At 53.1% G+C, this 25,973-nt stretch carries 16 protein-coding genes and 4 pseudogenes; 1 reads left to right on the top strand and 19 read right to left on the bottom strand.

What is annotated here, in order from left to right; all coding sequences use genetic code 11:
• Positions 1 to 306: 306 nt before the first annotated feature.
• The 9 genes and pseudogenes from ASD8599_RS06710 to ASD8599_RS06675 form a co-directional block, all read right to left on the bottom strand.
• A pseudogene (locus ASD8599_RS06710) lies at positions 307 to 1,881 on the bottom strand (AMP-binding protein).
• On the bottom strand, positions 1,878 to 2,123 hold the full coding sequence (locus ASD8599_RS20545; RefSeq protein ID WP_422664743.1) for a hypothetical protein: 246 nt from the start codon (positions 2,121 to 2,123) through the stop codon (positions 1,878 to 1,880). The pseudogene ASD8599_RS06710 and the gene ASD8599_RS20545 overlap by 4 nt, the downstream one beginning before the upstream one ends.
• 19 nt (positions 2,124 to 2,142) lie before the next feature.
• Positions 2,143 to 2,781 (bottom strand): enoyl-CoA hydratase-related protein, encoded by a 639-nt coding sequence (locus ASD8599_RS06705; protein WP_422664742.1) that lies wholly within the window; start codon positions 2,779 to 2,781, stop codon positions 2,143 to 2,145.
• A 21-nt stretch (positions 2,782 to 2,802) separates the two neighbouring features.
• Positions 2,803 to 3,251 (bottom strand): annotated as a pseudogene (locus ASD8599_RS20515) (OsmC family protein).
• An 81-nt stretch (positions 3,252 to 3,332) separates the two neighbouring features.
• Positions 3,333 to 4,474 (bottom strand): annotated as a pseudogene (locus ASD8599_RS06695) (glycine cleavage T C-terminal barrel domain-containing protein).
• 163 nt (positions 4,475 to 4,637) lie between these two features.
• Positions 4,638 to 5,126, bottom strand: a pseudogene (locus ASD8599_RS06690) (Lrp/AsnC family transcriptional regulator).
• Positions 5,127 to 5,682: 556 nt separating this feature from the next.
• Positions 5,683 to 7,182: a BCCT family transporter gene (locus ASD8599_RS06685; RefSeq protein ID WP_108827816.1), complete on the bottom strand. Its 1,500-nt coding sequence runs from the start codon at positions 7,180 to 7,182 to the stop codon at positions 5,683 to 5,685.
• A 1-nt stretch (position 7,183) separates the two neighbouring features.
• A complete protein-coding gene (locus tag ASD8599_RS20340) occupies positions 7,184 to 8,116 on the bottom strand; it encodes a peptidoglycan-binding domain-containing protein (RefSeq protein ID WP_219928852.1) in 933 nt (310 codons plus the stop codon).
• The gene (locus ASD8599_RS06675) at positions 8,113 to 8,862 is read right to left on the bottom strand and encodes a DUF2092 domain-containing protein (protein ID WP_181364425.1); all 750 of its coding nucleotides are present in this window, start codon (positions 8,860 to 8,862) and stop codon (positions 8,113 to 8,115) included. Before ASD8599_RS06675 ends, ASD8599_RS20340 begins: the two co-directional genes overlap by 4 nt.
• A gap of 371 nt (positions 8,863 to 9,233) precedes the next feature.
• Between ASD8599_RS06675 and ASD8599_RS06670 the strand changes: the two genes are divergently transcribed.
• On the top strand, positions 9,234 to 9,848 hold the full coding sequence (locus ASD8599_RS06670; protein WP_108827814.1) for a response regulator: 615 nt from the start codon (positions 9,234 to 9,236) through the stop codon (positions 9,846 to 9,848).
• 19 nt (positions 9,849 to 9,867) lie between these two features.
• On the opposite strand, the gene ASD8599_RS06665 is transcribed toward ASD8599_RS06670, so the two are convergent.
• From ASD8599_RS06665 to ASD8599_RS06620, 10 genes are all read right to left on the bottom strand, one after another.
• Positions 9,868 to 12,573 (bottom strand): calcium-binding protein, encoded by a 2,706-nt coding sequence (locus ASD8599_RS06665; RefSeq protein WP_108827813.1) that lies wholly within the window; start codon positions 12,571 to 12,573, stop codon positions 9,868 to 9,870.
• A gap of 42 nt (positions 12,574 to 12,615) precedes the next feature.
• Positions 12,616 to 14,028 carry a nucleotide sugar dehydrogenase gene (locus ASD8599_RS06660; protein ID WP_108827812.1) on the bottom strand — a complete coding sequence of 471 codons (1,413 nt, stop codon included), beginning with the start codon at positions 14,026 to 14,028 and terminating at the stop codon, positions 12,616 to 12,618.
• A gap of 212 nt (positions 14,029 to 14,240) precedes the next feature.
• Entirely contained in the window at positions 14,241 to 15,680 is a 1,440-nt protein-coding gene (locus ASD8599_RS06655) for a mannose-1-phosphate guanylyltransferase/mannose-6-phosphate isomerase (RefSeq protein ID WP_108827811.1), read from the bottom strand.
• A 170-nt stretch (positions 15,681 to 15,850) separates the two neighbouring features.
• Positions 15,851 to 17,434, bottom strand: coding sequence for a glycosyltransferase (locus tag ASD8599_RS06650; protein WP_108827810.1), 1,584 nt, complete (start codon positions 17,432 to 17,434; stop codon positions 15,851 to 15,853).
• Positions 17,421 to 18,845: an HlyD family secretion protein gene (locus ASD8599_RS06645; protein WP_108827809.1), complete on the bottom strand. Its 1,425-nt coding sequence runs from the start codon at positions 18,843 to 18,845 to the stop codon at positions 17,421 to 17,423. Before ASD8599_RS06645 ends, ASD8599_RS06650 begins: the two co-directional genes overlap by 14 nt.
• A gap of 123 nt (positions 18,846 to 18,968) precedes the next feature.
• Positions 18,969 to 21,554, bottom strand: a complete 2,586-nt coding sequence (locus tag ASD8599_RS06640; protein ID WP_108827808.1) for a hybrid sensor histidine kinase/response regulator — start codon at positions 21,552 to 21,554, stop codon at positions 18,969 to 18,971.
• 11 nt (positions 21,555 to 21,565) lie between these two features.
• A complete protein-coding gene (locus ASD8599_RS06635) occupies positions 21,566 to 22,087 on the bottom strand; it encodes a putative pterin-binding protein (RefSeq protein WP_108827807.1) in 522 nt (173 codons plus the stop codon).
• Positions 22,088 to 22,206: 119 nt separating this feature from the next.
• A complete protein-coding gene (locus tag ASD8599_RS06630; protein ID WP_108827806.1) occupies positions 22,207 to 23,520 on the bottom strand; it encodes an alginate O-acetyltransferase AlgX-related protein in 1,314 nt (437 codons plus the stop codon).
• A complete protein-coding gene (locus ASD8599_RS06625) occupies positions 23,517 to 24,557 on the bottom strand; it encodes an alginate O-acetyltransferase AlgX-related protein (RefSeq protein ID WP_108827805.1) in 1,041 nt (346 codons plus the stop codon). The genes ASD8599_RS06630 and ASD8599_RS06625 overlap by 4 nt, the downstream gene beginning before the upstream one ends.
• Positions 24,558 to 24,568: 11 nt before the next feature.
• Positions 24,569 to 25,966: an MBOAT family O-acyltransferase gene (locus tag ASD8599_RS06620; RefSeq protein ID WP_108827804.1), complete on the bottom strand. Its 1,398-nt coding sequence runs from the start codon at positions 25,964 to 25,966 to the stop codon at positions 24,569 to 24,571.
• Between the last annotated feature and the right edge of the window lie 7 nt (positions 25,967 to 25,973).

The following is a 25,973-nucleotide window of genomic DNA, read 5'->3' as shown; positions in this document are numbered from 1 at the left end:
TTGAAAGGCACAATTTGCTACAACATACTGCTACATCAAGTGATCTCCAATGAATGTAAATATCTGTAATTATTTATAATAAATAAACTTAGGTTATACTCCCTTCGTCTCCGCCAGACACACTCTTGAATCACACATGTAAGCCATTGATTTTAAGGGGAGTGTGGCGTTTTCGCTTGAGGATCGCGCCCTCTAAGACGTTTTTTGCTCCACATTTTGCTCCACAATTTCATTTCAAGGTGACTTAAGAATAGGGAGCAGTCACAGCTCTCCATGAGTATCTGTCGAGTACTGACGGGCGTTGGCTCATGATTGTGCAGCGAGATCCTTCACGTGCTCACGCAGGGCAAATTTTTGAATCTTGCCGGTCGATATTCTGAAAATTGTTGTTTCGACAAACCGACCGGGAACCTTGTAGGGTGCAAGCCTGTCACGGCACCATGTCCGCAGCGCCACGGTGTCAATCTCATGGCCAGGCGCCAGTTCGATGAACACGCGGGGTGTTTCGCCCCATCTCTCATGGGGCATGGCGACCACAGTGGCAATATCGATCGCGGGATAGCTGTAATGCATCTCTTCGACCTCGATCAAAAAAACGTTCTCGCCGCCCGAAATGATGATATCCTTCGAGTGGTCCTTGAGCTGGATATAGCCGTCCGGGTGCACCGCCCCCAGATCGCCTGAATGGAACCAGCCGCCCTGAAAGGCCTGTCGCGTGGCAGAGGGACTACGGAAATGGCCCTTCATCACGACGTTAACGCGGAACATGACCTCGCCCATCGTCTCGCCGTCGCGTGGGATGGGCTTGATAATTTCAGGATCAAGCCCATCGAGCCTCTCAAGGGGCAGATAGCGCACGCCCTAGCGTGATTTCAGCCGCGCCTTTTCTTTGCTGGGCAGGGCTGACCAGCTTTCATCCCAATCGTTCACCACGGCAGGGCCGTAGGTTTCGGTGAGTCCGTAGAGGTAGGTTACGTCAAAGCCTGCGGTTTTCATATCGGCCAACAACTTTTCGGGGAGCGGTGAGGAAGCGGTGACAAACTGCACGGTGTGATCGAGCACACGCTGGACGTCGGAAGACGCCGAGATCAGCAGCGACATGATGATTGGCGCGCTGCAGAGGTGGGTGACTTTTTCATCAGCGAGCGCGGCCCAAATCGGCTCGGCCCGGACCTGGCGCAGGCAAACATGGGTGCCGATGATCGCCCAGAGCGTCCATGGAAAGCACCAGCCGTTACAGTGGAACATTGGCAATGTCCAAAGATAGACGGCCTGCTTTTGCATCGACGTGGTAAACCCATTGCGTTAGGCCAGCAGATAGGCACCGCGGTGGTGCGAGACCACACCCTTGGGATCGCCCGTGGTGCCGGAGGTATAGTTGATCGAGATCGCGTCCCATTCATCTTCGGGCATGAGCCAATCAAATGTGGGGTCGCCTCCTACGACGAAGTTTTCACAGTCTGGCCCGTCAAACGCCATGCGCGCGCCATCATATTCAGGGTCATCCACCAAGATCGCCAGTGGGTCGACCTCGGCCAGCACCCGCGCCTCTTGCATCAGTGGCAGTAACTCTGAATCGACGATGACGATCTTCGACATCGCATGGTCCAACTGAAAGGCGATGATCGCTGCATCGAGCCTTGTGTTAATCGAATGCAACACACCGCCGCACATACGCACGCCATAGTGGCATTCCAGCATTGCGGGCGTGTTGAGCAGTAAGGCCGAGACCGTGTCGCTTCGCCCAATGCCGCGCTTTGTCAGAGCAGATACCAATTGCCGCGCGCGGGTGTAGAATTGCGCGTAGCTGCGCCGCAAACCGCCATGGATGATCGCCCTATGTTCCGGGAAAACGGTCGCCGCACGCTCTAGAGAGGTCAGCGGTGTGAGCGGCTGGTGATTTGCTGGAGTGCGGTCAAGTTCGGTATTTTAGGGGTTTGCGGCCATGGCTTAGGCGTCCTGCCATTGGGGCGCACGCGCTTTTCGAAAAAGGCGCCAATGCCTTCTTCGGCGTCGCGCGCCAGCATATTGTCGACCATTATTTGGCTGGCGTAATCATATGCCTCGGCCAAGGGCATCTCTCGCTGCGCATAAAAGGCGCGTTTGCCAGTGGCCAAGGTCATGCTGGATTTAGAGGCAATTTTACGTGCAACCTCGCCTGTTGCCTCTTGCCTCTTGCCTCTTGCCTCTTGCCTCTTGCAGAGTATCCTCGGCCAGAGCGCGGTTTACCAGTCCGATCTCGCAAGCGCGCGCCGCTGATATCATATCGCCGGTCAGCAGCATTTCCATCGGATATTTGTTCGCCGCGTTGCGTGACAGCGCAACCATCGGGTTGGAACAGAACAGTCCGATATGAACCCCAGGCGTGCTGAATTGCGCGCTTTGGGCCGCGATAGCGAGATCACAGCTTGCTACCAATTGGCAGCCCGCCGCCGTCGCAATCCCCGTCACTTCGGCAATCACCGGTTTGGGACAATTCACGATGCCTTGCATGACACCCGAACACATGACCATAATCTTGGCGAAATAGGCTTTGCTGCCATCATCGCCTGCGCGTCCTGTGGTCATTTCCTTGAGGCCGTGACTGGCACAAAAGGCTGGCCCGTTGGCCGCAAGAATGATCACGCTCACTGCGGGGTCTTTTCCTGCCTCTTCGAAAGCGGTGCCAAGCGCGCCCAGCATTGCCTCAGACAGCGCATTGCGCCGTTGCACATCATTGAGCGTCAGGCGCAGAACTCCCTCCTCGCTCAGCTCGCGCAAAAGAAAATCACTCGATGTCATGGGCCAATCCCCATTCTTGGGTTAGCGGATTTTGATCTCAACGCTGTCAGCCAGCGTGTTGGCAATAAAACAATAGCGGTGCGCGCGGTCCTGCATCTGGGCCAGCTCCACATCATTCATGAAAAACCCGGTGTCAAAACGCACTTCGGGATGAAGATCGATCCGCGTGACCGACATCTGGCCTTGAGGGTTCTTACCCAAATGGGCCTTGGCAAAGTCATGATAGCTTGCCACGGGCCAGCCTGCTTTTGCGGCCAACGCCAAAAAGGCATCATGTGGCAGCTTGACGGAGCAAAGGCCAATGCTTGCTCAGGATTGGTATTTGCGGGGTCAACGCCCCAATCCAGCGCGGAATCCACCAGAACATCGAAGGCGGTGTTGAACTGAACGGTATGTTCATTCGAATATTTGCCGGTTTGCAAAACAGGTTCGGCTCGCTGCCAGTGCAGCTCGATAGATAGATCAGACATGAGCGAAATATCCTACATTCAATTCAGCAGGGGCGCAGTGCGCGTTCGTAAAAAGTGAGCGCACTGCGGATCGAAACGGTTTTAGGCTGCTGCGATCTGCTTCTTTGGATCGTAGAAGGGGCGCTCGACCACGGTCACTCTGGCCGGACCGGACAGTGTTACGACCGCAACCTCGGCACCAAGCACTGTAGCATCGACATCAACCATCGCCAGCGCGATGTTTTTCTCCAGACGCGGCGAGTAGACCGTAGAGGTCACCTTGCCGATCTGAGCGCCATTTTGGGTGACCGCCCAGAAAGTTGTATTGGGGCCAGTGAACGGCTCGCAATCGATCACAAGGCCGACTTGCTTGCGCTTGGGGCCTTCTTCTTTGATGCGGCGCAGGGCGGCATTGCCGATGAAATCGGCTTCCATACCCAGATTGACCAGACGATCAAAGCCACGCTCAAACGGGTTGGTGTGGATATCCGCATCGGCGTGATAGGACAGCATGCCACCTCAGATCCGGCGGATCGACGAGGTGTGCCCCGGCTTGAGGCCATACTGCGTGCCTGCTGCCATGATCCGCTCCCAAAGCTGATCGCCCTTAGCGCCATCTCGTAGATAAAGCTCATAGCCCGGCTCGCTCGACCAACCGGTGCGCGACACGATCAGCGGGATGCCGTCGAGCTCGACTTCGCGTAGCCAGTAGTATTTCAGATCCATGATGTCTCCGCCGAAAAGCGCGACCATGATCTTTCCAGCGTTCGGGCCCTGAAGCTAAAGCGGCGACACGTCCGGCTCGGTGATTTGAACGTCGAGACCGGAATTGATCGCAATGCCCTGTGCCCAGAGCAGGATGTCGCTGTCGGCCAGAGAAATCCAGGAATGATTTTCCGCAAGGCGCAGCAGGATCGGATCGTTCAGGATGCCGCCGTCGGCATTCGTTATCAGGATGTATTTGCACTGCCCAACGGCCATCTTCGAAAGATCACGGCAAGTAAGCAACTGGGTGAATTTTGCGGCATAAGGTCCCGTGATCTCGACCTGACGTTCAACAGCCACATAACACAGGATCGCCTCGTTCACGAGGGTCCAGAAGTTCTGCTCCGGATCGCCAAAGTCACGGGGGATATACATATGGATATAACAGAAAACCCCTTGGCGCCCCAGCGAACAGTGGCGTCGAAATAGAGGAATTTTCGGATCTGCGTGCCGAAGCCACAGTCATCTGTCTGTGTCATATTTTCGCCTCACAGCAGGTGGCCTGATAGGCCGTTGAAGTGGTAAAACCTGTGGATGATCTAAATCAAATGACCAGAGGATATTGGTCTGAAAAAGCAATTTCTCAGGCTGAACAGCCTATTTAACGCGCAGCTTTTAGACTGTTCAGGCTACGCCTGTTTTTCATGATCTGTTTGCGACAAGTTTTTCCAGATTTGGCCGAATCGTCTTGACCTGCCGAGCTGCGATGTAGGTCATGTATCGGTCGATTTACAGATCGGCTGAGAGCATCTCTTCCATCATCGCTTGAAACACAGCCAGGCTTGGCGTTGCGGTCTTCATCACATAATCCATCCCACCAACCGTCGCGACGCAGTCTATCACCCCATCCAGGCCCTGAATATAGGCTTCAAAGCGTTCGAAATCCGTCTTACGATGATGGATGAGCGAAACCGTCGCGACGACTTGGGTGAAATCGACAATGCGCTCTAAAGCGAGCGTTGCGCGATAGCCTCGAATTCAGCCTGCAGCCTTTAGACGATTGAGCCGCGCCCAGCAGGGTTTTGGCGACAGCTTCACCAGCTCGGCCAATTTGGTTTTGCTCAGTTGTCCATACTTCTGAACAGCACTCAGTATGCGAATATCTGTTGCATCAAGGCTGAGTTTTCTCATGACCGTTGTTCCATTGGGGTGGGTGGCATAGTCTGACAATTGCCCAATTTTTGGAAGATGAAGATACATAGACGGTGAATGTCGTAGAATGCATCTCGTTTTCCGCCACTTTCTCTCCCAAGCACACCAGTATTGCCTTGCTACGCTTTAGGCCAGCAAATCTCCGACCCGAATTGAAGCCCTGGAAAACGACAAACATCTACGCCGCGATGGAAACTTTGGCGCATCATTCCAAGTACATCCGTATGGCAAGCAGACCTTGGCGCAGCCGCAGCGAATTGGCGCTTTGTCCGCGTAGCAGTCATCGATGCACCGCGCAGCAAATGTCCGGTTCGAGAATGCGCACAATCTCACTAAGACTGTGCGCACAACCAAATGAGACCCTTTCTCTCTGGCATAGACGCCACGGTACAGAACCCTCTCTCGAATGGTCAATTTCATCTTTAAAAAGACCATTCCATTAATTTACGCCGCCCATCAGTCTTTCCGCAACAGCAACCAAACCATTGCACCAATAAAGGCGAAGGTGGACAAATTCAGCAGCGTATCTATCGCCTCACCGACCAGCATTGCGCACCTCCTGTCGCAAGCCACGCACCAGGCAGACGCAAAGCAGAACGCAAACAAAGACAAATGGCAGCGCGCCGATGGCGATCAGCTTTTTGATCGCGTCGATAGATCCTGCAAGGATCATGGCTGCACCCAAAAGTCCCAGCAGCATGCCCCATATCAGGCGAATGCGCGGGCTTGGGTTCGGGTCTCCTCCAGTGGAAAAGGTACCCAAGACGAAAGCGGCACTGACAACGCTTGTAACGATGAACAGAAACGCCGCCGCAATGGTTGCTACAGTCGTCAGCCACGGCAGTGGCAGACGTTCAAGCAGCGTGAAGGTGACGCGTTCCACATTGCTTTCAGTCATCGCAAGCAGACCACCAGTCCCTTGCAAAGCGTCAAACAGACCGATCCCGCCAAAAGCACCAAACCAGATCACCGAAAACACCGTTGGGCCAATCAATACACCCAGAACAAATTCGCGAATTGTGCGACCTTTGGAAATGCGTGCAATAAATACGCCGACAAAAGGCCCCCATGCAATCCACCAGACCATATAGGTGAGCGTCCAATCCTGAAACCATGCCCCCAATTCATCGCCAAAAAACGTTAAGGTCTGAAAACCACGCGGGATGGCGGCAAAGGCGTAATCGCCAAAACTGTTGACGATGGAATTGAGCAGGAATTCGGTTGGCCCAAGGATCACGACATACAATACCAAAGCAATTGCAATGATCATCGCAGTGTTCGACAACCTTGCCATGCCTGCACCCAAATCCACCATCAGCGGCGGCAAATAGGCAGCAACCATGACAGCAAAGACGGCGGCCACAAGCCAACCCGCAGCCCCATCCCCCCCCATCATCACATCAACGCCGTCAGCGACCTGAAAAACGCCCATCGCGATGGAGCCACCCACGCCGATGGCAATTGCGACGATAGCCATGAAATCCGATAGCCAGCCCACGATTTTGGCCCATGTTTCATCCGGAAACAGCGCTTCAATTGGACCACTCACCAGCATCGGTGCCCCGCGTCGAAACGTAAAATATGCAATAGCGAGGGCCGTCGAGCCGTAAATGGCCCATGCGTGAATGCCCCAGTGGAAATTCGTCGCCAAAAGCGCTTGTTGCGCGGCAATGGGGCTGGGCATTATGTCTTTGGAAAACGCGAAATGCGTCAAAGGCTCGGCGACCGCCCAAAACAGCAATCCAACCCCCATGCCAGCCGCAAACAGCATGGCGATCCAGGACGGGGTCGAGAATTCGGGTTTGTCGTCATCCGCCCCCAATCGGATAGACCCGTACCGGGAGAACGCCAGCCAGATGCACAAGAACAGCATCCCGGTAACGGATAGCATGACAAACCAGCCACGGCTTTCAAAGTAGCGATCGACCACAACCGACGCCAAATCAATAAGGCTTTGCGTGTCGAGAACACCCCATCCGCCAATCCCGGCAATGGTCACAAGCGATGCGATAAGAAGCAATCGGGCGCGGGACATTTTAGCGCAACGCCCGCAGTGTCGCACGTCCCGCGACACCATCCGGCGTCAATCCAACATCACCTTGAAACGCTTTCAAGGCGCGTGCAGTACCGCGTCCGAATATGCCATCTGGGGTGCCAACGTTATAGCCGCGTCGCTTAAGGGATCGCTGCAATTGCAACACACGGGGTCCACGCATAAAGGGCTTGGTCAGGCGCATCGTTTCATTCGATGCGGTGCTGGCCCCGTCCCTGCCTGAAACTTCATAGACCATGTCTCCGCGCAGGTGCAGCGCTTTGTAATAGATGCCGTTGCATTTGTAGTAGCTTTGGCCGCCGCGGCGCACGCGCGTGCGGCACCCAGCAGGCAAGCCTTCGACAATAACAATTGTCCTGCCGCGAAAAACAATGCGGTGGTAGTAGCCAATGCCGCCGTAATAATACCAGGTTCCCCAAAACGGGTGCGGCGGACGAAAATATGGTGGGTTATTGCTTGGTGGGCGCCAGATCGGTGGCCGATTGGGGGACACATCATCGATGCCTTGCGGGGTGTCTACGAAATCAGGGTAGTGCGGGTAAGGGTTCGGACGCGCAGGACGGGTCGGGCGTGGACGCACGATGGTTGGACGGACCCCCTGCCCTGTGTTCGGGTCAAAAAGGGGTCGAGTTGAACCAACACCCGGTCGTGAAGGCCGCGTCGGAAAAGGCTGTGGTCGCACAGATGGCTTGTTGTAGCTGGGGCGTGTCATGCTGGGACGTGGACGCACCGGCATAGGCCGGGCCACATTCGGGCGCGGTCTTGCTTGTGGTGCAGGACGTGTCATGGGCTCGCGATTGCCCGGCATGACCGCAAGGTTTTGCGCCACGGCGGGCTTGATGAGGTTAACAGATCCAAAAATCGATGTGCTGATTACGCCCATCAGCGTCAACGCAATCGCAAGACACCATCTCATTGCGCCAACTCTGCAACGGGCGTCAGTGTGATCTGTTCAAAACTTTCAGGGGCGGCAAACTGGAACGGTGCGTCGCCAAGCTCTGCCGCAAAATCCCAATCAAACAGGACCGCGTTAAACTTGGGCCATCCGTGCGCGTAAGGATCAGCACCTGAAATCATCAAAGGCACTGGATTTGCGGGGTCGGTAGAAATCCACATTTCCCAGTCGCCTTCATATCGGCGAAAGGCAAGGTGATGGGCGGTTTGATCCCCAAAAAACACTTCGCCTACATAAACCGCGTCTGTAAGATCCACAAAGCCTGCCGCGCTGCCGGATTGGTCGATAATGTCTCCCATCGGAAGCTCAAGGGCGTAGTCTTGCAGCAACGTTGCGTTCAACTGTTCAAACGATCCGGGCGCTTCTATCTGAGCAAACTGACCTTCCCCCGCGAAAACGGCAGTAAAAGTTGTGCCATCAAACACATAGTCCCGCGCGTCGCGACCTTGAATACTGGAAGACCGATACCCTGCGCCCCGAACAATCGCGCTTTCGCCTGTCCACACGCTGGTGAGTTTCTCGCGGCCATCTTCGATGGTGTCATAGGTCACAAACCACCCAAAGGATATCTGCGGCTGGCCTGCTAAATAGTCAGAAGACGCTTTGGCGATTTCTATCGCTTTGGGGTCAATGCCGGGACCGTCTTGGGCCACGCCAGTTGTGCCACATGCGATCAAGCCTGCTGCCAGAAAAAAAGTGAGCCTCATATGATCCTCCAGAGCTTTCCGCATTCACAAGGGAACAGATAACAGCCTTTCAATCAAGACACTCCCTTTACGAGGTCAACGTGACCTATTTTTAGGCAATATCGTAGATGTCAAAAGCTGAATTCGAAAAACCGATGACTTACTTGGCTATTCAGGCGAACCGCACTGGTTTGTCATATGTTGTGTGTAGAAAATCGCAGGAATAAAATGCCCGAAACAAGCCTGCAAACTTTTCAAAAAATGCCACTTTTGAAAGGTATTGGTTAGGCCGTAAGCTTGGCCCGGAAACGGTCGAAACCTTTGGACTGGTAACAAGGTTCCAAAAAACAAATTCGGGTGGTATCCATGGTCATCAACAAGGCGAGGGCAAGGTGAGAATTCTTTTAGCCGACGACCATGAATTGGTAAGGGAAACGATCGCTGCGTTCTTGGAAAGCGATGGGACATTTCATGTTGTGCAATCCCCTGATCTTCCAAGTGTTGAAAAAGCACTGATTGCGCATGATCCGTTTGATTTGATCCTGCTGGACTATGAGATGCCGGGCATGAATGGTCTGGCGGGCTTGGATAAAATTCTCGAGGCTACGCGCCCGCGGCCCGTTGCACTTATTTCAGGATCTGCAAACAAAGACATTGCAGAACAAGCGCTTGAACGTGGTGCATCAGGATTTTTGCCGAAAAGTATGGCCGCAAAATCGCTGGTCAATGCAATCAAATTCATGGCAATGGGCGAAAAATACGCGCCAATTGATTTCATGACCCAAGAAGTAAACGAAGCAGACCACCCGCTGAAAGAGCTTCTTACAGACCGCGAAATGCAGGTTTTGCTATGCCTTACGCGTGGTTTGGCCAACAAGGAAATTGCACGTGAAATCGAGCTGCAGGAAGTGACAATCAAGCTGCATGTCAAAACGCTGTGCCGCAAACTTGAAGCCAAAAATCGCACACATGCTGCAATGATTGCGAAAGAGGCAGGTCTGCTTTGACCCGCCTCCCACACTGTTCTTAAAGCTGCAAACCGTCCAGGACCTGATCGTAGAACTGATCCTGCAAATTTGCGTGATCAATCAAGATGATAGACATTCCATCCAAACCGATTGTGACACTGTTGTCGGCGTTCTGCATTATGTGATCGGCAATCCAGTCTGCCGACGATCCGCCATCAGATAACACATCAAAACTGCGCAGATCGAGGCGGTCATTTTCCACACCATCATGCGTGTAGTCATGTACCGTATCGATGCTGTTGGTCGCGTCTGAACTGCGGAACACGAACCAGTCTGTGTCCGCGCCCCCCCAAATCTCATCCGATCCGGCCCCGGACAGGATCTTGTCCCGCCCCTCGCCGGCATAAACGGTGTCATCGCCCTGCCCTGCGTTGATGTAGTCACTGCCCTGGTCGCCATGGATCACATCATGTCCAGTGCCGCCATACAGTTTGTCTTTGTCGCTGCCGCCGTTCAGGGTGTCGTCGCCCGTGCCGCCTTTCAGGACGTCGCGGGCCTCGGCCCCTGACAGAACGTCGTCGCCTGATCCTCCGATCAAGAGATCAACGCCGCCCCCCCCCGTCAAGTCGTCGTGCCCTGATCCGCCTTTCAGCGTGTTGTCACCGCCTGCATCGCTCAGTGTGTCGTTGCCGGTGCTGCCTTTCAGAAGGTCATCCCCTGTTCCACCGACCATCACGTCGTCTCCGACACCGCCGCTTAACACGTCGTTGCCCGCACCACCGTCCAATGTGTCAGCGCCCGACCCACCCGAAAGGTTGTCGACACCGTCGTCGCCAGACAGCATGTCATCTCCGGAACCGCCGATCAGCAGATCGTCACCGGCCCCGCCACTGGCCACGTCATTTTCCGATCCGGACGCGAGAATATCGTCACCTGCCCCGCCGTTCAGCGTATCATTCCCAGAGCCCCCATTCAGGTCATCCTGACCAATCCCGCCATCAAGCACATCATGACCGGCGCCACCGTGGATGTTGTCGTTGCCAGCACCACCGTCCAAAACGTCGTTTTCTTCAGGCAACAGATTGCCATCAGCATCATATCGATTGCCGAATTCATCATAGTAGTAGTGTTCGACCGGGGCGGTTTGATCGGAATTTCCCCCGAAAAGATCATCGTCCCCGTCACCGCCGACAAGCGTATCATTCCCGCTTTGGCCTGCAATTGTGTCTTCGCCAATACCACCATCCGACTGGTCCGCGCCGCTGCCGTTTTCGATTTGATCATCATACGTATCCTGTGCGTCCGGCACGACCACCATATCCAGATCGCGGATCAGAACCGTCGCGCTCAAATCGATTTCAGAAAACGGATCGGCAGCGCGTGGATCGGACGTTCCGTCGTTGGAAGACGACCGGGGACTTGTCGCAACCAAAACAAGGTGCGCACTTCCTGTTTGTGGATCCGTCACAACACGGTAGATGCCACCCGCACTTTTCGTGGCGTCGTTCATGTCATGGTCACCACTGTTGCCTGCAACGTAAAAATTGCCATCTGCGTCGTGAATGGCGGCTCCGAACGTTACCGCAGGCACACCTGCATGCATCACCCCGTCGATCATTGTTCCGACGACGTCCAAAGTTTCAAACGTCGGCATACCGCCGTCCGCAACACCAGAGACATTGATGATATACATTGTCGCGTTTTCACCTTCTGCGGAAGGGCGCGTCACCCCGCAAAAGCACTGCGATGCAGCATCAAACGCGACATCCCATAGCTGATCAGTGATCATTTCCTTTGGGAATTTGAAGGTTTTGGTTGCCACATCACCATTCGCATCGACATTATCCACATCGATCATAGTGATCCGGTCCATACTCGATTGAAACGCCCACAAGTTGCCACTGGCATCAAAATCACCGGTCCAAGACCTGTAAGGTGTTGCGCCAATCTTGTAGCTGTTGCCAGCCGCATCCAGCATCACCAGATCAGTCTTGCTGACCGAATTCCCCAAGCTGTCGACCCCGTCGCCAACAGCAATCCCGTAGATCAAACTGTCTTGCACATTGAAACCGATCGCATTGACTGTAACGGTCGCTTCGCTGCCCAACACTGTGTAGGTTCCGTCGACAGGGTCAAAAACTTGCAAGGTTCCATCAATGACTTGATAGATTCCAGCCTGCCCTTCAGCAAAAGCTTTCACCTCAACTGTTTCGCCGCCGATCTGCTTGTCTTGAAGCGTATAGAACGCCGGTCCATCGGTATTTACCGTTGATGCAGTGTCGTCAGAGCTGTCTATGGAGATAAATGTCAGCTCGCCCGAACCATCTACACCTTCAAATGTAAAAGTATGGTCGGAAAAATTGGCACTGTTGGTGTCAAACGTGTCTATCACGTCTCCGTTCCAGACAATCTGTACGGCCCCACTGACGGATTGGGCGTTGTAGTTGGCGGCCAGGTCAAAACTGATTTCATATGTTTCGCCAACTTGAGTGTCGATCACCTGTGTCATGCTGGTGTGACCGCCATCTTCAGCCTGGACTTGCCATGCGCCTGATTGCCCATACTGTGAAAAACTGGATGCGCCGTCTGTGCCAGCCAGCAAGTTTTCAGAGGCGAAATCGCCATACACAACATCATCGCCCCCACCAGACGTGATCGTGTCGTCGCCAGATAGACCCAGAACAACATCTGACCCTTCCGTACCATTCAGTGCATCAGACACATGTGTGCCTGTACTATGATTAGTCGTGTGATTTGTATTCATGATTTTCTCATTAAAAGTAGACAGTTGAGGGAAAGGAGCGATTTACCAACCGATCCCGTTGTAGTTTGGGCGCGACGCAGCCTCGCGCTTAAGACGGACCAGATCGATGACCGGCGTCGCACCGGAATTCGCCACTGCATCGCGGTACAAATCGTTGGCATGTGTGACGATCAAAGCATCCGCGGCCTCGACAACAGCTGAACAATCGCCGCGCAACATGGACGGTAAATCTGCCGCCAAAGACTTCAAACCAGCACTGCCATGGCGGACATATGCCAACTGGCCCGCCAATGGGGTCTCGGGCGTAATGGCCGGGTCGTGAACAACCACCTTCACACCTTCGCCATTCAAAGCAGCAATGACTTCAAGAATGGGACTTTCACGCAAGTCATCTGTTCCAGGCTTAAATGCCAGCCCGAGAACACCCACAGTTTTTGCCCCCGTCTCGCGCACCATTTCGATAGCCCGCGCGATATGCGTGGTGTTTGACACGCCAAGACTTTCGATCATTGGCAACGATACGCCGGCTTCTTTGGCGATATGCGCAACAGCGCGGACCTCTTTGGGCAGGCACGACCCGCCAAAGGCAAAGCCCGGTTTCAGGTAATACGAAGACAGGTTCAGCTTTGTGTCCTGAACAAAAACATCCATTACGTCGTGGCTGTCGACACCCAAAGGCTTACACAAGCGACCGACTTCATTGGCAAAACATACTTTTGTGGCATGCCATACGTTATCAACGTATTTGACCATCTCGGCCGTTTCGATTGAGGTCACGATCGGCGCTTCGTCGACGGCCTCGAAGATGCGCGTCATGATCATTGCACTGCGGTCGTCGTTCGCCCCGATAACGGTTTTTGGCGGCGCGTAGAAATCCTCAACGGCGACGCCTTCGCGTAAGAATTCCGGATTAAAGCACACACCAAAATCAAGCCCCGCGACTTTGCCTGATGTTTCTTCGATAATGGGGGCCATGAAGTTCATCGTGACCCCGGGAGGAATAGAGCAACGCATGACGACGACGTGAAAACCGTTCTTATGCTTAAGACCTTCGCCAATGGCACGGGCAGCGGCTTCGATGTAGCTGTGATCACAGCCGCCATCTGGGCCTGTTGGTGTTCCCACCGATACAAATGTAACGTCGGTGTCGACAACAGCCTGGACAAGGTTTGTGGTAGCAGTCACCAAACCATTGTCGACACCTTCACGTAACAAGCGTTCAAGATCTTGTTCGTGAATCGGGGATTTGCCACCGGCGATACAGTCAACCTTGTCAGCATCAATATCGACGCCGATGACATAATGACCCAAGCCGGACAAACATGCTGTCGAAACAGCGCCAACATATCCAAGGCCCACAACACTGATGGAGGGTTTTTCATCGATGACGCGCAGTGGTGCAAAAGCCGTTTGACCCGAGAGCTGGTCGTTGAACTGTGGCGGTAAATCAAACATATGTTCATTCCTAACTTGTGATTAACCACTGTATAGGTGATTGATTTTATTGATTCTATTTCGCCAAAGGGTAATTTCGACGCCTGAAGTATGCGCGGCCTATCCTTTGGCATAGCTCAATATATCCTTGTCGAAATATGCAGTTTGCACAAAAAAAGACGGCGCCCGAAGGCGCCGCTGAAGGTGGTGTGAGAGTGCTTGTTGGTCTTGGTTTATGCAGCTTTGTCATCGGTACGACTGCGGGCATAAATGTCCTCGTAGCGCACGATGTCATCTTCCCCCAGATACGCACCGGTTTGCACTTCGATCAGATGCAAAGGTACTTTTCCGGGATTCTCCAACCGGTGAATTGCACCAAGCGGGATGTATACAGATTGGTTTTCAGAGACGAGTTTCACCTCGTGATCGACGGTCACATTTGCGGAACCCGCAACCACAATCCAGTGTTCGGACCGATGGACGTGGCTTTGCAAGGACAATGCAGCGCCGGGGCGAACAACGATCTGCTTGACTTGAAAGCGGTCGCCCAAGGACAATGTTTCGAAATGACCCCAAGGCCGATGGTCTTTCGGGAACAGCTCGGCCTGTTTTATCTTTTCAGCCTTAAGCATTTTGACAGCGGTTTTGACGTTTTCAGACTTGCTCATGTCCGCGACCAAAACTGCGTCACCTGTGGCAATCGCAGTGATATTGTTAAGACCGATACCCACCAATTGCACGCCGTCCGTTTCCGAACGCAGCAGCGTGTTTTTACAGTCAATAGACGTGGTATTTCCATTCTGAACGACGCCATTTTCGTCGGCATCGCCCGTTTTCCAAACAGATGCCCAACTTCCCAAGTCGGACCAACCACAATCCAGAGGGATCACAGACAAGGTTTCGCAGACTTCCATAATGGCATAATCGATCGAAATATCGTCAGCCATTTTGTACGGAGCCTCATCAAGGCGGAAAAAATCCAGATCGCGTCGCGCCCCGTCAACCGCGCGACGTACCGGCATCATCAAACGCGGGCAGAGCACTTCGAAAGCTTCCAGAATTTCAGAGACCCGGAACATGAAGATACCCGCATTCCATAGGTGGCGGCGTGACGCTAGAAATTCATCCGCAATGGCTTGCTCTGGTTTTTCGACAAACCCCTTCAGCGGTTGCGCACATGGGACCGTACCAGTGATAGGGTCAAACAGTTCAAGATAGCCATACCCGGTTTCAGCGCGATCCGGTGTGACACCAAAGGTTATCAGTTTGCCGGCTTCGGCGGCTTGTTCTGCGACGCGAACAGCTTGATCAAACGCATCCTCATCCGCAATCGCGTGATCGGACGGCATGACCAGCATAATGGTATCGGGTTGCTCATGCAGGCTCAGTGCTGCTGCCAGAATTGCCGGTGCTGTGTTGCGTGCTTCGGGTTCGATCATAATAGTCGGGGCGTCGGCCCCCGCCGTCTGCAACTGCTCTGCGACGATGAAGCGGTAGTCGGTATGTGTAACAACGATCGGATCGGCAATGCCGGGGCGCTGAACGCGTTTGACCGTTTGTTCAAACAAGCTGGTTTCGCCGTTCAGCTGTGCAAATTGTTTCGGGTAGCTTTTGCGTGACAAAGGCCAAAGACGGGTGCCGCTGCCGCCACACAGAATAACTGGATGGATCATGGGTTAACTCCTAACACTCTCACATGCAGCCGCGCGTTGATCGCGTGGCTTATGGGTCAGGTTTAAAGGTGTGTCAGAAAAAATTCTTGGTGCCACAAGGACACTCAAAGGCCCAATGGGATGCCCGACATAGCCAGAAGTATAGGAAGGCCCCTGCACCATTCTCTGCCTTAAAACAGTGTCGGCAGCGGCAACAGCTCAATATACACTGCCAAGCCGATCAGAAATCCAATAACCGATGTAACCAATTGGAACATCGCAGTCGCATTTTTGATTTTATCAAGTGTTGCAGTACCACCACCTGCACTTTGATTGCCGCGATTTGCCCATTTCTGTTTGCTGAGATGAAAGATCATATACACCTTCACACTCGCGTTGATGATTTGGTTAAAATACAAAATGAACGGCCACGTGATGTCAGGGGCACGCGCATACCGGAACAGAAACAAACACAGCAAAGTGCGGCTTAGAACAATCCAGATCAGACAATGCACGATGTAGAGTGGTTCAATAAACAGTGTCAAAATGGCCAAAGCCGGGCTGACCAGCATCGTCCACATTGCAATGCGTTGATCTACCAGACACCACCAAATGAACGGCTTTGCCACGAAGGGACCAAGCGCAATCGCCCGTGATCCGTTGCGCAACATGTTCCCGGACCACCGGCGGAAGTTCTGGACCATACGGCCAGTGCCGGAACCTTCGATTTGCTCGATCGTGTAGACACACGCATCGGGGACGTAAGTCATTTTGGCGTGCTTCGACAAAAGGTAGTACCAAGTGCTTTTGTCGTCGCCTGACAGAAACCGAAAGCGCCCCCAAAGCCAGTGATCAAGGTGGTCGGCTTCAATTGTGCGGATGAACTTTTCGTCGATAATGTAGCGGGCGCGAAAAACGCTCATGCGGCCGGTAAGCGTGAGAACTTTGTGCGACATGGCGTGGCTTTGCATTGCCAATCGGCGTTGCGCAAATCGCATCGACAACCAGCTTTGAATCCATTGCGGGCCGTAACAGATGACTTCTTCGTTTGTCGTCAAAGCTTGCAGGTCAGTATCCGCCCCAAACATTGAACAGGTCTTTTCCAACACGTCGATCCCGTACACCGCGTCGCCATCCATAAATATCACCAGGTCATCAGGCCCAACGCCGGCACGGTTGATCGCACGCAAAATCATACCAATTGCCATACGTTTGCCCGGCTGGTTCTGGCGCAAGAAAACGATTTCAGCATCGACATCAGCACCGTGCGTTCGCACAAAATCTGTTATGATTTCTTCATCATAGGAAGAACCTGTCCCAATCCAAAGCGTCGTTGGAATCCCCTCTCGTCTAATTTGCCCAAGTATGGATCCGATAACCCGCCGTGTGATTGCGGGTTCTTCAAAATAAGTGGTCATTTGAATATGCAAATGCGGCGGCCGCCAGCCCGCTTGCCAAACAGCATTTGCGCGTGTCCGCATTTTGGGGAATCTGGACCGCGCAAAAATCTCCGCACGGATTGCATGGGTAAACCACCACCCGAAACGCCAGATGCCCAGGGATCCCATGACAAAGGTTATGTGGATAAGATTGGGTTCAAAAAAGTTGTTTGGCCAAAAGACCAACGCCGCAATCAACAATGCCAATAGGGTGGCAAACTGCGCGATCCGGTGCGGCGACCACTTGTCAAATCCAGTCGGTGACGGCCCCGAAAGGCTGCGCAACCATCCATCCAAGTGCTTTTCGAACGCATAGACCGTTTTAGGAGCGTCCATTGTCACGCTCAAACCAAGAGGCAAAGAGCCCGCGTTTCAATCGGATGCGCGCGGGGGCGTTGCGCCGAAACCACTTACGGGTCTTTTTCAGGCCTGCATCATCGGCTTGAATGGTTATCACCATGCCAAATTTGTCGGGTTGGGCGATGTCTGTCCCAGCCTGAATGTCAATAACTTGGCCCTGATTGTGTTTGGTTTGGCCGCGAAAAACATACGAAATGTCTGCAGTCATTCCAATATGCACAGTTGTGGCCATGCTGTCGTCGATCCAGCCCACGGCCATGCGCGGGGTGTTGTCTTCGATTTCAACAACAAGGTCATCGCGTGCAATATAGCTGCCTTTAAGGGCATACACCCCAAACACAGTCCCCTCGAATTTTGCGCGAACAACCAATTCGTCGGCTGCGGCTTTTCGATGGCGCAATTCGCGTTTCCATCGACGCAGATCCAAATCCCGTTCGGTGACAGTTTCCTCAAGCGTGTCGAGCATATCAAAGTACCCCATCGCATTGGGGTCACGTTGGCGTTCAAAGTTGTACAGTGCCAGACGCGCGGTTTCGATCTGGTCAGGATAGGCCAAGGCATGTCGATCATTGACGCGCCACGGCGTCCACAACGTTTGGAACCTGGCCAAAAGCGCCGCATGTTGTGCCTTGCGTTGCAGGCGATGTTCCGCAACCCGATTTCGCGCAATGCGCAGGCGCCGCTCTGCCAGAAGGACTTCTGCCCGCACATCCTCTACATCGCTTTCGCGGTCGGGGTCTTCGATGCGCGCCAGAATATCCCCTGGATTGACCTGATCGCCCACCGCCACGTTGATGCGCGTCAGATACCCTGCTTCAGGCGCTTTGTATTCGGTGATCGGGGCAACAAAACGGGCATGATCCAACTGAACATGCGACAGCCGTTGCCAAATTTGTCCCCCCAGAAACAAAACCAGAAAAGCAGCCCCCGCAAGATAGAACGCGACATTCCAAAGAGCCCGCAACAGGCGCGGTTTTGCCTTGGCTTGACCTGCCGTTTCTTCTTGTTCCGTCTCGCCCATCGGGACCAGATCAACGGGCGTATCCAGACTGGTTATGATGTCGTATGTCGACACCATTTGGCCGGACAAAACACCCTTGTAGAAGGCGCCAAGGGTCTCCCGTTGACGAACGGTCAATTTGTGAAAAGTGTAATGCCCCGGCACATCAGTGGCCTTGAGCACGACAGGAAAGGAGACATCCACGCCTTGAAAGGGAACCGAAAGATAAATGTCACCAGAAAGATCATCGTCATCCGGCGCAAGCCATACCCCGGCCAAAGACCAACGGGTAGCAATCAATTTGCAGCCGTTTTCCTTATGTAAATGCAACGGTGCTGCCACTGAAAAGGACAGCTCCGGCATTGGACATTCGTGACGAATGTTCATTGCATACTCCAAGTTATGCCAGCACGCTGGCGACTCTCACCCGAAGTTTATATTCATTTTTACAGAGTTATTTGGGGACGCAGCGGTTCAGTTTTCCGCGCCTTTGCATAGGCCACCCTACCCTTAAGTATAGAATTTGGCCTTCAACTCAGTTTGTGTGTCTGGCCATGCAGCTTTGACACCATTGGCATGATATTGCGCATCATCACTGTTCCCTGACTTAGCGGCCTGTTCCAAACCGCGTAACACAGCTTGAAATTGATGCGCCCCGATCATGCCAGACGACCCTATGGATTTGTGGGTCTTCTCTGCCAAAGCAGCCATATCATTTTCCCTTATCAGGTGAGGGATCTCGACAAGAAGGGCTGAAATTTCGGCTTGGTAGTCTGACAAGAGTTTTTGAAGTTTCGCAGGCTTCAGCAGGTTTTCCAAATCCGAAAAGGTACTTTGATCAATCGCTTGACCGGTGTGTGTGGGCCCATTTGAATATTGGTACAAATTGTCGCCTTGAACCGCCATCAATAACGCACCCAGCAACGTCGACTGCGAAATGGGTTTGCTTAGGACTGTGTTCATTCCGGCAGCAAGAAACCGGGCTTGTTCGTCGGCCAGCGCATGGGCCGTCAGACCAATAATTACTGTTTTTTGGTTGCGACCAGAGTTTGCCCGAATAATTTCAGTAGCGTCCACGCCGTTCATCACCGGCATGCTTATATCCATCAAAATGGCTGCATATTGGCGCATGTTTGCAAGGTCGACGGCTTCTTGTCCGTTGTGTGCTTCGTGCACGATCAAGCCGTTGGCCTTTAGCATTTCATGCACGATCAACCGGTTGATTTCGTTGTCTTCCACCAAAAGTATCTCTTTGCCCTTCAACGCGGACATATCGACCTTGGGTTCGGTTATCTGTGCTACCGGTTTGGCCGAGGTGTCGGATTTGAAGGGTATGGTAACAGTGAATGTCGACCCGATCCCCACCTGACTTTGCAGCGAAATGGAACCTCCCATCATGTCGACCAGCTGTTTGCAAATCGCAAGACCCAGACCAGCGCCAGATGCGAAACGGTCATAAGACCGTTCTTGCGTATAAAACCGGTCAAAAACATGGGCTTGATCTTCGGTGCGAATTCCAACACCGGTGTCCGTCACGGAAAACTCCAGAAGCGACTGGCCATCGTGATCAATGGATGTGTTCGCCCGCAGTGTGACGATACCGTCTGTCGTAAATTTCAACGCGTTGCTAATAAGGTTGTAGGTCACTTGGCGCATACGGCGTTCATCTAAAAGTACCGCATTCTTAGGCATTTTTTTGAGATCAATTTTTAGCGCATTGCCCTGCCCTTTTGCCGTTGCTTCATTCGCAGTGATCACATCTGAAAAGAACTGGCTAAGGTCAAAGCTGTCTTCGACCAATTCCATTTTGGCCGCATCCATTCGGGAAATATCAAGGACATCATTGACGTGGTGCAGTAAAATGTCCCCCGAGCGTTTTGCAATATCAAGATAACTGCGTTGCTTTTTGGTGATCTTGGAATTGCCCAGCAATTCAAGCGTGCCAAAGATGCCGTTCAAAGGGGTACGCATTTCATGGCTCATGACGGCCAAGAAGTTCGATTTTGCCTTTTCCGCAGCAAGCGCTTCGTCGCGCGCGGCTTTCAGGTTCTCTTCGGCAGCCACACGTTCGGTAATATCGCGCAGATACGATATAAAGATCGTGCCACGGTGGTCAGAGGCCATGCCAATCGAGATTTCCACAGGAAACTCTTCGCCCGATTTACGAAGCGCCGTTATTTCTATTCGCCCTTTGCCAACCAAATGCGGTTCTTTGGTTCTGTTAAAACGCTCCATTCCGGCGATGTGGGCGTCGCGCAGATGCTCCGGAACGATCATTTCTGACATGTCCTGCCCCACCGCCTCGGCGGCGTTGTATCCAAAAACGGTTTCGGCCGCCTCGTTGAATTCCAAAATTGTGCCATCGGTATTCGCAACAACAATCGCGTCCAATGAAACATCAAAAGTCGATTTCAAACGGGCATTGGCGCGCACAACAGCCTTTGATGCCTCATGGCGCAGCCGGTATTGACGCACAATCACGAACAAAACGAAGCCCAGGAAAAGGATCGTGGCAAGGCTGATCACCGCTGCTGCAAGCAGCAAACGGACAAGCGTTGCGCGTTCAGCGTCCGCGGCTTGGGATCGCAAACCGATACCCGTCAATGCGATTGCGTGTGCTTCTTCGCGGATGCGCTTTAGATCAGAAATCAACGGCTGCAAATTGGCCACAAGGTTTGCATCCGTCCCGTCAATGATCTCTGTCAGCTTTAACAAACAGCGTTCAAGCGTTACGAGTTGTTCGTTAAAAACGCTATCCCTGCGCATCTCAGCGAAAACAGGTGCGTCACGCAAAGTACTGGTACGGCTGTAAAGATTATCAAATCGGCGGCGAATTTCGCTTACATCCTTGGTCTCCGACTGTGCGGCCAACAAGGATTCATCCATCAAAACCAACACATCAACTTCAACTTGCGACAAGGTCCATGTCAGATTGTCACCCGGCGCTCCGCGAAGTTGGTTCATGCGTTGGGTAATGCCCAAAGCCAACGCCGCCAGCACAATGATTCCAATGAGAATAATCGCAAGCGGCCAAAAACGCCGCAATTTGTCTTTCTTGTCAAACACGGCGACGGTCTTTCCGGGCGCATTGGGCATCCAGATGCCCTTCAGTTAGCAATTTCTATTCGGTCCAATTGCCAGATCGAACGTGAATAGACCACTTCTGTACGATATTTCGCATCATCATCGTAGGGGTAAACGACCCAAAGCGGACCCTTGCCGCGGGCGGACATTTCCTCTCCGTTCATAAAGTAGGCCACAATCGGAGCGTCTGCCGATACTCCGTCTGCCGGGATTTCCACTTTGTAATCATTTGACGCAATCGCACGAACAGCAGCACCTGTTGCACCGGCATAGGTCAACACGTCGCGCAGGCTCACTCCGGTAAATTCAACATCACCTTCAATCCAAATCGTGGAAGTCGTGAAGATTTGGGTTTCCAATGACTGCAAAATATCAAGATCCAACGTCACGGTTCCATCGACGGCACCCGCGGTCTGATGTTCCAGTTCCCCCGAAATCGTCAGAAGAACCGGGCCTTTTGGTGCCGCAAGTACTTCAGCGAATGCGGGAAATGCCGTCAACGATAGGGCAGTTACGGTGGCATACAACGTGTTAATCAAGGACATGTCGGTTCCGATCTTGAGGATAGTTTCAACCGGACTTAACAGCGGAACCTTAAATCCTCCAATCATCAGAGGTATAGAAGGCTATACTTTAGTATAGTACTCCCCTGTAGGATTGCCCTTCAGTAGATGAAATGGATGGTTGCCGCTTCCTGTTTTTCCGATTTCGGAAGGCGCAATTTAATGCGAACAATTTGACCGATTGGCAATCCCGACAGGGACAACGCCCATCTATTGCTGCGCAGGTTTGCAGCCACCCGGTTGGATTTAACCAGTTTCGTCCGTGTCTTTTCACCAGCTCCGTCAATGATTTCAACAAGCAATTGTCCGGTGTCGGTTCCTTCTGTCACAATCTCAAGTCCTTGAACTTCTTCCATCGAAACACTGTGTTCGATGCTGATCCAGTCCTTGCCAATACGCGCATCAAGGCCTTCGGTGTGGGACACCAGCGCCGCAGATTTCAGGGCACCCAGAATCTGGCGCAACCCGTTTACATCAGTCAGTGGCGCAGAATACGGCGCTTCCCAAACGACGGTCTTGTAGGATGTACTGGCCAAGGCCCCACTGCGAATAAACGCTTCCATAGAGCCCACTAGCCCCCCACCCGTCACCGAGAAATTGTCGACATGGACATCCATCATGAAGGCCAAAGCATCCGCAACCTGGTAGGCATCGCGTTGGTAACGATCCGAAAAACTGGTGCCAACAAGCGCCAGTTTTTCCAACTCAGGTGCCGCACCAAGCAAGGACGCAGCACTGCCTTGTATGGCGTATTGGGGCGCAGGAACAGTTTCTGTCTGGGGACGTTTTCCGCATGCGTCTTTGACAACACCGGCCAAAGACCCTTTTTCGTCGTAGGTCCCTGTCGAAGTAATCCGCGCCAAGTTGGCGTCGATTGCCCCCTTGCCCATCGCAGCATTCAGATACGCGACCGACACCGCAGCCCCCATGGGTGTCCAATGCGTATCGCGTGCGAAATAGTACTCTGCCGCCAAGGGACTTTGTGCAACACGCGATAGATCAGGTGCTACTATTCCCGCAGCATTCAGGGCTGCAATATACGCGCTGAATCCGTCTTGCAAAACAGGCAGCTCCGCGTCCAAGGGCATACCCAGCGCATCAAGGGCGGACTTTGGTACAAAAAGCGGACGTGGAGGAGCCGCCAGAACAACCAGATCAATGGCGTGCTTTTCAAACTCGGCCCTGATATCGTGCCACAGTGCAACGGCTTCATCCGAAACCGCGTATTTGTTCCTGAGCTGGTCCTGACCAACAATCCAACCTGACGAGGTGTCCGAATAAAACGGTCCTCGTTTTTGATACTTCTTGGGCAGTTGGTCCTTTACGGCCAAGCTTTCGCAATATGGCGTGGCATAGCCCCCAGAAGCTAAAAGAGTAGCAGCTGCAAAGGCCAGAGGTGTAAGCAGACGTTTCATTGGTTCATGTCCTTGGAGGTGTAACGTACAGGGATTTCCCAAACGACAAGTTTGGGGGGTGAATTTTGGAATTTTTCTGAGGCAAGATAGGCTTGCATTGGCTTGAAGGGCCCTTGTCCAACGGCAGACATGTTCAACAGGTCCGCACCGAGCGCGTCTTGCAAAAAGCCCGCAAAGTTCCATTCCGGCTTGGCGCTAAAGCTGGTACCAACCAGTGCGACGTCGACGTCCGTGTCACCGAACAGCCCGCCAGAAGCTTCGACGGTGGTAATATACGTCTCTATTTGATTTTGCGCGGGCCCGAATACCGTTCGGAAAACTCCGGTCGGTACAAATTTCAAAAGATCGCCGTCAAAGTCAGTTGACGGGCCTTGTATCGTTTTGACGGCCACGGGTGCCAGCCCGAGGTGTGCAAGTTCAACATATGCAGCAATTTGTTGTGCGACGGCACGGCTACCTCGGGGGGACCAGTGGGTATCGTCGCGCATAAAACCGGTCTGCACGGCTTTGATCGCGCCAAAGGCGTCCAAAGCAGCGACATCCAAGTCCGCCAGCAATGACATAAAATGCAAGCGCCGATGTTGCACGTCGTCGGGGCGAACTTGCCGCAACATTTGTGAAAACACATCCGCTTTGTCTGGCACGATAACAGGGACAAGTACGGTGCCCTTTTGCGCCATCACAGATTGCACCCGCGCAATCTCTGTTGCGGCACGGGACATGTTGGCATGAAATTCTTCCCTGACTTCCAACTCTTCCGCCGTGAACAGCCAACCATCCTTGCCAACGATTGCTCCGGTTTTGGCTTGTCCAAACACTGCGTATTTAAAAGTACTCATGACTGAGACTGAAACAGTGTTCAAAGGGTTGGATCTGTTGAACCCTGCTTCGTACTTCGACTGCAAAGCGCCACCAAGAGCGCCTTCACCCCTGTCGACCGGGTCCATCAAACAATGCGTCACAAGACCAACAAGACCCAAAAAACCAACAAAGCCGATTGCAATAAGGCGCTGTGTATATTCGTTTAAAATCATCATGTGCGCGGCTTTCAAAACTGGAAATACAAAAAGGGAGAGTGGCTTTGAGACAGCAAGGCCACACAGGCTAAGCCCATCAACGCAAAAGAAGACGTCACGCGCAAAACCTCGGGTGTTTGTCTCGCTAGCGTGCCAAGATGGCGTCCGCATAATGAAAACAGCACCCCACACGCCAGCATTGCGATTTCAACGGATTGAATTTGCCATGCAAAGTTTGAAGACAATGCCCAACCGTTCGACCCGACCATACCTGCATAGATGATGAACGCGTCTGTGACGGTCGCCGCGCGAAACATCACCCACCCGATCATCACGATACCCATCGTCAGGGGCCATGCCACCAAAGCTGGCCAGACGCTGGTTTTGGATTTTGCCCCCAAAGCGCGTTCTATCGCCAACCAGCCACCATGCCATGCCCCCCACAAGATGAAGGTCCAGTTGGCACCATGCCACAGGCCACCCAGAACCATCGTCAAAGCGAGGTTCATGTAGGTCCGCACCGAACCGCGGCGATTACCGCCAAGCGGCAAATACAGATAGTCACGCAACCACAAAGACAGGCTGATATGCCACCGACGCCAGAATTCTGTGATGGATTGACTGGTGTAGGGCGCGTTGAAGTTTTCGACAAATCGGAAACCGATCATCAGACCAAGGCCAATCGCCATGGCAGAGTATCCGGCAAAATCAAACAACAACTGGATCGAATAGGCGCCCGCGCCCAGATAGCTTTCAGCGGCCGTTGGATGTGCCAGATCAAACACACGATCAGCCAGCGGCGCGACGTTATCGGCGATCAGCAGCTTCATCGCCAATCCTTGGGCGAACCGTGCGACACCTTGTAAAAACTTCTCGGCTGTGTGGGTGCGGTTGGCAAATTGATCCGCAAGGTCTTTGTAGCGCAAAACCGGCCCCGCGATCAGCTGGGGAAACAAGGATCCAAATGCCAGAAAATCGATGAAATTTCGCGCGGGCAGCGCATCTTTTCTGGCAACATCAATGATATAGCTGATGGATTGAAACGTATGAAAGCTGATCCCGATCGGCAGAATAATCGCGGGTACCGTGATGTCTGCGCCGCCCATTGCGACCGACAGATCGGCAAGGCCGGACATCACGAACATCGTGTATTTGAAATAGCCCAACACCGCCAGATCAAAGCAAACCCCCAAACGGACCGCCCATTTTTTGACGGCTTGAGTTGGCGCAGAATACGCAACAAACGCAGCCAAATAACTGATTGCGGACATCCCGAAAACAACCACCAAATAGTCGATGCGCCACCAGCCATAAAACGCATAGCTTGCAATCAAGATTATGACCGAACGGGCAGATTTGGGGACGCAGTAGTAAGCTGTCAGAAACAGCGGCAAAAACCCGAACACAAAGATGGCGCTTGAAAAGATCATGACATCA

Source organism: Ascidiaceihabitans donghaensis (genome assembly GCF_900302465.1).
GTDB lineage: Bacteria > Pseudomonadota > Alphaproteobacteria > Rhodobacterales > Rhodobacteraceae > Ascidiaceihabitans > Ascidiaceihabitans donghaensis.
The sequence above is the reverse complement of the archived record's forward strand: the minus strand, read 5'-3'. Positions and strand labels throughout refer to the sequence as shown.

Bases quoted from the DNA above. Each gene is read 5' to 3' on its own strand.
- ASD8599_RS20545 (WP_422664743.1), bottom strand. From the start codon at position 2,123: ATGACCTTGGCCACTGGCAAACGCGCCTTTTATGCGCAGCGAGAGATG.
- ASD8599_RS06705 (WP_422664742.1), bottom strand. From the start codon at position 2,781: ATGACATCGAGTGATTTTCTTTTGCGCGAGCTGAGCGAGGAGGGAGTT.
- ASD8599_RS06685 (WP_108827816.1), bottom strand. From the start codon at position 7,182: ATGTCCCGCGCCCGATTGCTTCTTATCGCATCGCTTGTGACCATTGCC.
- ASD8599_RS20340 (WP_219928852.1), bottom strand. From the start codon at position 8,116: ATGAGATGGTGTCTTGCGATTGCGTTGACGCTGATGGGCGTAATCAGC.
- ASD8599_RS06675 (WP_181364425.1), bottom strand. From the start codon at position 8,862: ATGAGGCTCACTTTTTTTCTGGCAGCAGGCTTGATCGCATGTGGCACA.
- ASD8599_RS06665 (WP_108827813.1), bottom strand. From the start codon at position 12,573: ATGAATACAAATCACACGACTAATCATAGTACAGGCACACATGTGTCT.
- ASD8599_RS06660 (WP_108827812.1), bottom strand. From the start codon at position 14,028: ATGTTTGATTTACCGCCACAGTTCAACGACCAGCTCTCGGGTCAAACG.
- ASD8599_RS06655 (WP_108827811.1), bottom strand. From the start codon at position 15,680: ATGATCCATCCAGTTATTCTGTGTGGCGGCAGCGGCACCCGTCTTTGG.
- ASD8599_RS06650 (WP_108827810.1), bottom strand. From the start codon at position 17,434: ATGGACGCTCCTAAAACGGTCTATGCGTTCGAAAAGCACTTGGATGGA.
- ASD8599_RS06645 (WP_108827809.1), bottom strand. From the start codon at position 18,845: ATGAACATTCGTCACGAATGTCCAATGCCGGAGCTGTCCTTTTCAGTG.
- ASD8599_RS06640 (WP_108827808.1), bottom strand. From the start codon at position 21,554: ATGCCCAATGCGCCCGGAAAGACCGTCGCCGTGTTTGACAAGAAAGAC.
- ASD8599_RS06635 (WP_108827807.1), bottom strand. From the start codon at position 22,087: ATGTCCTTGATTAACACGTTGTATGCCACCGTAACTGCCCTATCGTTG.
- ASD8599_RS06630 (WP_108827806.1), bottom strand. From the start codon at position 23,520: ATGAAACGTCTGCTTACACCTCTGGCCTTTGCAGCTGCTACTCTTTTA.
- ASD8599_RS06625 (WP_108827805.1), bottom strand. From the start codon at position 24,557: ATGATGATTTTAAACGAATATACACAGCGCCTTATTGCAATCGGCTTT.
- ASD8599_RS06620 (WP_108827804.1), bottom strand. From the start codon at position 25,966: ATGATCTTTTCAAGCGCCATCTTTGTGTTCGGGTTTTTGCCGCTGTTT.